Source organism: Lacinutrix sp., assembly GCF_037625555.1.
Lineage (GTDB): Bacteria > Bacteroidota > Bacteroidia > Flavobacteriales > Flavobacteriaceae > Lacinutrix.
Genome location: NZ_JASJHV010000010.1, coordinates 1 through 6,567 on the forward strand (window position 1 = coordinate 1; position 6,567 = coordinate 6,567).

The following is a 6,567-nucleotide window of genomic DNA, read 5'->3' on the forward strand; positions in this document are numbered from 1 at the left end:
ATAGAAAAAGATACAATGGGAGACGTTAAAGTACCTTCAAATAAACTTTGGGGAGCACAAACGGAACGCTCAAGAAATAATTTTAAAATTGGTGCTGCTGCCTCTATGCCATTAGAAGTTGTTTACGGTTTTGCCTACCTAAAAAAAGCTGCAGCTTATACAAATGCAGAATTAGGTGTTTTAGATACTGCTAAACGCGATTTAATTGCACAGGTTTGCGACGAGATTTTAGATGGTAAGCACGACGACCAATTTCCATTAGTAATTTGGCAAACAGGTTCTGGAACACAGTCTAATATGAATATTAACGAAGTTGTGGCTAACAGAGCACAGCAGTTAGCAGGACGTGTTATTGGAGAAGGCAAAAAAGTAATTGCACCTAATGACGATGTGAACAAGTCGCAATCGTCTAACGATACATTTCCAACAGGAATGCATATTGCAGCTTATAAAAAAATTGTAGAAAACACTATTCCTGGCGTTATAAAATTAAGAAATACACTTAACGATAAAGTACAAGAATTTAAAGACGTTGTTAAAATAGGTAGAACCCATTTAATGGATGCCACGCCTTTAACGTTAGGTCAAGAATTTTCTGGTTATGTATCGCAATTAGACCATGGTTTAAAAGCATTAGAAAACACCATACCACATTTATCTGAACTTGCTTTAGGAGGAACAGCTGTAGGTACAGGATTAAACACACCAAAAGGATATGATGTTTTAGTGGCAAAATATATTGCAGAGTTTACTAATCTGCCTTTTATAACTGCCGAAAATAAATTTGAAGCTTTAGCTGCACACGATGCTATTGTAGAATCTCATGGTGCTTTAAAGCAATTGGCTGTCTCTTTAAATAAGATTGCTAACGATATTAGAATGATGGCTTCTGGGCCACGTTCTGGAATTGGAGAAATTATTATTCCTGCAAACGAACCAGGAAGTTCTATTATGCCAGGAAAAGTAAACCCAACACAATGCGAAGCTATAACAATGGTTTGCGCACAAGTTATGGGTAACGATGTTGCTATTACTGTTGGTGGCACTCAAGGTCATTACGAACTTAATGTTTTTAAACCTATGATGGCTGCAAACATTTTACAAAGCGCTCAATTAATTGGTGATGCTTGTGTAAGTTTTGAAGAAAATTGTGCTGCAGGAATTGAACCAAATCACGCTATAATTAAAGAATTATTAAACAATTCTTTAATGTTAGTTACAGCTTTAAATACTAAAATTGGCTATTATAAGGCTGCCGAAATTGCAAATACTGCACATAAAAACGGAACGACTTTAAAAACGGAAGCAATTAATTTAGGTTATATAACTGCCGAAGACTATGATGAATGGGTAAAACCAGAAAACATGGTAGGCGGATTAAATTAATTAAAGTCCTCAAATAACTCTAAAAACCGATTATTTTTTTAGAGTAATCGGTTTTACATTTTATCTATATTTACACTATGATTAAACATCTTAATAACCCAAAAAATAATATTATAGCTGTAATTATTGTAGAAATAATCACACTCTCTATAACCTTTACAGCAGATTTTTCTGGTGCTGGAGTATTAGGTTCTGTGGTCTTAAAATGGGTTCCAGCAATAATAGGTATTACTACTCTTCTATTCTATTTTGTGTCGCGTTTATTTACTAAAAAACACAATTGGTATATTAGCTTACTTGGTATTTTAACAATGCTTTTTGTTACTTATAATTTATATACAACAGATTTCTCACAAACACTTTAGCATGTCGATTTTAATAAAAAATATAAAAGAATTACTACAAATTAGAGAACCAAATGTTTTAAAGGTTGCTGGTGAAGCCATGAAAAAATTACCAAAATTAAAAAATGCGTATGTTTTTATAGAGCATGATACTATCGTAGACTTTGGCAGCATGGAAAACTGTAAGTATGACAATGCAGACCAAGTTATTGATGCCCAAGGAAAAATAGTATTACCAACGTGGTGCGATTCTCATACACATATTGTGTATGCTGGAAACAGAGAACAAGAATTTGTAGATAGAATTAACGGCTTATCTTACGAAGAGATTGCAAACCGAGGTGGTGGTATTTTAAACAGTGCAAAAACACTAGAAAACACAAGCGAAGAAGATTTATACCAACAATCTATTGCACGTGTTAAAAATGTAATGCAATTAGGTTCTGGAGCTTTAGAAATTAAATCTGGTTATGGTTTATCTACAGAGGCAGAACTTAAAATGCTTCGTGTTATCAAACGCATTAAAAAAGAATTCCCTATTAAAGTAAAGGCTACTTTTCTTGGTGCTCATGCGTTTCCAAAGGCATATAAAGACAATAAACAAGGCTATCTAGACTTGATAATTAACGACATACTACCAAAAGTAGCTAAAGAAAACCTTGCAAACTATGTAGATGTTTTTTGCGAAAAAGGTTATTTCTCTTTAGAAGATACAGAACAAATTCTTAAGGCTGCAAAGCAATACCATTTAACGCCAAAAATTCATGTTAACCAATTTAATGCTTTTGGTGGTGTTGCCTTGGCAGTAAAGTATAAAGCATTAAGTGTAGACCATCTTGAAGAACTTAACGAAGCAGATATTAACGCACTTAAAGGCAGTGAAACCATGCCAGTTGCTTTGCCTTCTTGCTCTTATTTTTTAAGTATTCCCTATACTCCAGGAAGGCAAATTATAGATGCAGGTTTACCTCTAGCTTTGGCTACAGACTACAATCCAGGTTCTACACCTTCTGGAAATATGAATTTTGTGGTAAGCACTGCATGCATAAAAATGAAATTAACACCAGAAGAAGCTATTAATGCTGCAACCTTAAATGGTGCATATGCTATGGGAATTAGCAACCAATATGGTAGCATAACAAAAGGTAAGAAAGCCAGTTTAATTATTACTAAAAAAGTACCTAGTTACAACTACTTACCGTATGCTTTTGGTGATAATAGTATAGATAAAGTGATTATTAATGGTGAAACAATTTAATTTTAATATTGAAAGTAAATTACCTTGTTCTTCTATTTGTAAAGCGAATAGTTTAAACAATTTTATAACGCTTTGCAATTACCTTAAAAAAGTACCTTATGGAAGAACTATAGACCGAAGCGACTTTACGCTTGTTTTAAAAGAAAATAAAGGAATGCTCTACAAAACATGCTTTTTTAAAACAAGTTGCTATTGAGAACAAACAAGACGTTGTAGAACTTTATATTAGTATTTATAAAATGAACGAAGCCAATACAAAAGGTGTTGAAAATGTATTAAAAGAATATAGTTTAAAATATTTACCAGAAGCACACACTTATTTAAAAGTAAATGGAACTATTTTAGATATTACAAGAAATACTATTTCTGGTGTTTCTTTTGAAAATACAATACTTTTTGAAACAGAAATACAACCAGAAGAAATTGGAACATTTAAAATAAAAACTCACAAAGACTACTTAAAACAATGGTTACTAAACAACAATAGCAACTATAGTTTTAATGAAATATGGAATATTAGAGAACTTTGCATTTTAGCACTAACCGAATAAAAAAAAGCCTGAAAACAAATATTCTCAGGCTTTTTTAAAAGATTAAAATTTTGCTATCTTAAAGCAAATTGTGAACTAGTAACCAACTCTTTACTATTAAAAAGCTTTACTTGGTAAGTTCCTTTTTCAAAGTCCTCTTTTTCGTTATTCTTAGTAATGTATTCGCAAATTGGTAAACTTTTATTCTCATAATTAAATTTACTAATTAAACTATAGTTTAAAACCTCTTCTCCAAAAGTAATCTGCTCGTTTGTACCCAAAATATTATTTTTTGGATCTATAACTTGTACAAATAATTCTTTATCTCCTGCTTGTACCAGTTTGTTTTTAGCCACAGTAAAACATATTCTAATTTTATCGCTACGTCCTGCACGCTCTGTAGGTATTTGTTTGCCAGAAGAACGTTCTATAACTCCAGAAACAGTCATACTGTTTGCAGACAAAGTAGAAGCACCTTCTACAACATCTACAAGCGCTGTGTTTTGTACTAAAAGAGAATCTGCTAAAATTGTTTTGGCTACTAATTTTGTTGTAAGATCTACTGTTGTAATGTCTAAAGTAGCTGCTAGCAATTGGTTTTCTACTTTAAGTTTATCGTTTTCAGATAAAATATAGTCCATTTCCTTCTGTAATGCTAGATACTTCTTTTTAAATTCCCACAAGCTTTTTATATTAGTTTCAGACACCTTTAAAGAGTCTATTAAACTTGTAATACGTTCTTTGGCTTCAACTAAATTTTGATTTACTTTGTTTTCACTCATAGTAACTTCGTATTGTGTTGCCATTTGGTTTAATTCATTTAATACTTTAGTCTTTTCATCTACTAAAACTTTTTCGTTTTCAACTTTTTCCTTGTATAAAGAAGTTGAAAATACGCCTAATCCTATAAATAAAGCGATTGTAATTACTAAGGCTACTCTTATACCAGTGTTTGCAGCTTTGTTTACCATAATTGTTTAATTTTTAAGGTTATTTTTATTTGTTTTTTTGAGTTAGAATACATATAATCTACTTTTAAAACATTAATTTTAGTCTTTTAAAAGGCTAAATTCATCCTAATGAACAAACTTGTTTTAATGTCCAAATCTAAAGTTGAAGAACTTGTAAATACACGTTCTGGCGAATCTAAATTTGGAGAGCATATTATTGTATTACCAACCATTACAAACATATACGACGACTTAAAAAATTTAGACGTCAAGTATGTATTAATTGGTTTACCTGAAGACGTTGGTGTTTTTGCAAACAACGGAAAAACAGGTGCTTGCAAGGCTTGGGATGCTACAATTAAAGTTTTGTTAAATACACAAAACAACACTCTTAATCGTGGCGAACAGCTGTGTGTTCTTGGTTATCTAGATTTTTCAGAAGCACAAAATCAATTATATAAGTGGGATCAAAACAATGAAAAGCACATTAAAAAAGCAAGAACATTAGTTGCCGAAATTGATAAAGAAGTTAGTAATCTTGTTTTTAATATTGTAAAAGCTGGGAAAATTCCTATAATAATTGGTGGTGGCCATAATAACGCTTATGGTAATATTAAAGGCACATCTCTTGCTTTAAAAAAGAAAATAAACGTTGTTAATTTTGATGCGCATACAGATTTTAGAGCGTTAGAAGGCAGACACAGTGGTAATGGTTTTAGTTACGCTTTCGCGGAAGGATTCTTGAATCGTTATTTTATTTTTGGAATACATGAGAATTATACATCTCAAAATATATTAAACGAAACTTTAAATGCAGACAATAGCATACATTACAATACGTTTGAATCTATAGAAGTTAAGAAGGATTTAAAATATAAACCAGAAATGAAAGCTGCATTAAAATTTGTTTCTAAGGATGCCTTTGGTATTGAAATAGATTGTGATGCTATAGCAAATATACCAAGTAGTGCAAAAACACCTTCAGGCTTTTCTGTAAATCAAGTAAGACAATTTGTTCATTTTTTTGGAGGCCATAAGCTTAGTACATACCTTCATATTTGTGAAGCTGCACCAACAAAGAAAACAGCAACTCAAGTAGGTAAATTAATTTCTTATTTAATTACAGATTTTATGAGAGCAAATAGCAACTAATATGGAACGCAGACTTAAATTAGAAAAAAATAGACTTAAAGCAGCAATTGCTGTGTGTGTGTATTTTGGTATGAAGACGTACAGCAATTTGGTTAAAAAATCTAACTTTTAAAATAAAATTGTATACATATATGTGTTAACTTTTATTTAATTGTTACACATGTGATTTATTTTTTTGTTTTATGATGAAAATTATAAATTCTGAAATAAAGAAATTATATTTAACCTTTTAAATAAAAACATTAAATATGAAAATAAGATACTCTTTTGTTATTCTTTTAGCCTTTTGCTTATTAGCTTGTAAAAACGATAAAAAAAAAAATGCTAACGATGCTAATTTAGAAGTTTCTGAACTAAAAATCACTCCAATCGAGCATGCTACAATGGTTCTAGAATATAATGGTAAAACCATTTATGTAGATCCAACTGGTGGAAAAGAAGCCTTTGAAACATTTCCAAAAGCAGACTATATTTTAATTACTGATATCCATAGTGACCATATGCATTTAAATACTATTGAAGCTTTAGAAACAAAAGCTGCAACAATTATTGCTCCTGAAGCAGTTTACGAAATGTTACCTAAAAACTTTAGAAAAAAAACAGACACAATGATTAATGGAAGTAAGGTGGATTATGAGACGTTCTCTATTGAAGCAATACCAATGTACAATTTACGTGAAGAAGCATTAAAATACCATAGTAAAGGAAGAGGTAATGGCTATGTTTTAACTTTTGGTAAAGAACGCATTTATATTTCTGGTGATACAGAAGATATTCCAGAAATGAGAAAATTACAAAATATAGATAAAGTATTTATTTGTATGAACTTACCTTATACTATGACAGTTGAAAGTGCGGCAGATGCTATTTTAAGCTTTAAACCACATCAAGTCTATCCTTATCATTATAGAGGTACTGAAGGTTATAGTGATGTTGAAAAATTTAAG

The 6,567-nt window shown here is 31.1% G+C and carries 7 protein-coding genes; 6 read left to right on the forward strand and 1 reads right to left on the reverse strand.

Annotated elements, in window-relative coordinates:
* The 4 genes from fumC to QNK89_RS00440 all read left to right on the forward strand — a co-directional run.
* Positions 1 to 1,386, forward strand: a 1,386-nt coding sequence (gene fumC / locus QNK89_RS00425) for a class II fumarate hydratase (protein ID WP_340168950.1), incomplete at its 5' end; no start/stop codon positions are given.
* A gap of 77 nt (positions 1,387 to 1,463) precedes the next feature.
* Positions 1,464 to 1,751, forward strand: a complete 288-nt coding sequence (locus QNK89_RS00430) for a hypothetical protein (protein ID WP_340168951.1) — start codon at positions 1,464 to 1,466, stop codon at positions 1,749 to 1,751.
* Position 1,752: 1 nt separating this feature from the next.
* Positions 1,753 to 2,988 carry an imidazolonepropionase gene (hutI, locus tag QNK89_RS00435; RefSeq protein WP_340168952.1) on the forward strand — a complete coding sequence of 412 codons (1,236 nt, stop codon included), beginning with the start codon at positions 1,753 to 1,755 and terminating at the stop codon, positions 2,986 to 2,988.
* A gap of 239 nt (positions 2,989 to 3,227) precedes the next feature.
* Positions 3,228 to 3,539 carry a hypothetical protein gene (locus QNK89_RS00440; RefSeq protein ID WP_340168953.1) on the forward strand — a complete coding sequence of 104 codons (312 nt, stop codon included), beginning with the start codon at positions 3,228 to 3,230 and terminating at the stop codon, positions 3,537 to 3,539.
* Positions 3,540 to 3,592: 53 nt separating this feature from the next.
* On the opposite strand, the gene QNK89_RS00445 is transcribed toward QNK89_RS00440, so the two are convergent.
* Entirely contained in the window at positions 3,593 to 4,489 is an 897-nt protein-coding gene (locus tag QNK89_RS00445) for a chromosome partitioning protein ParA (RefSeq protein WP_340168954.1), read from the reverse strand.
* 108 nt (positions 4,490 to 4,597) lie between these two features.
* Here QNK89_RS00445 and QNK89_RS00450 point away from each other — a divergent pair, with 108 nt between their 5' ends.
* Both QNK89_RS00450 and QNK89_RS00455 read left to right on the forward strand, forming a co-directional pair.
* On the forward strand, positions 4,598 to 5,620 hold the full coding sequence (locus QNK89_RS00450) for a formimidoylglutamase (protein ID WP_340168955.1): 1,023 nt from the start codon (positions 4,598 to 4,600) through the stop codon (positions 5,618 to 5,620).
* A gap of 248 nt (positions 5,621 to 5,868) precedes the next feature.
* A partial coding sequence (locus QNK89_RS00455) for an MBL fold metallo-hydrolase (protein WP_340168956.1) occupies positions 5,869 to 6,567 on the forward strand: 699 nt, incomplete at its 3' end.

Bases quoted from the DNA above. Each gene is read 5' to 3' on its own strand.
- QNK89_RS00430 (WP_340168951.1), top strand. From the start codon at position 1,464: ATGATTAAACATCTTAATAACCCAAAAAATAATATTATAGCTGTAATT.
- hutI (WP_340168952.1), top strand. From the start codon at position 1,753: ATGTCGATTTTAATAAAAAATATAAAAGAATTACTACAAATTAGAGAA.
- QNK89_RS00440 (WP_340168953.1), top strand. From the start codon at position 3,228: ATGAACGAAGCCAATACAAAAGGTGTTGAAAATGTATTAAAAGAATAT.
- QNK89_RS00445 (WP_340168954.1), bottom strand. From the start codon at position 4,489: ATGGTAAACAAAGCTGCAAACACTGGTATAAGAGTAGCCTTAGTAATT.
- QNK89_RS00450 (WP_340168955.1), top strand. From the start codon at position 4,598: ATGAACAAACTTGTTTTAATGTCCAAATCTAAAGTTGAAGAACTTGTA.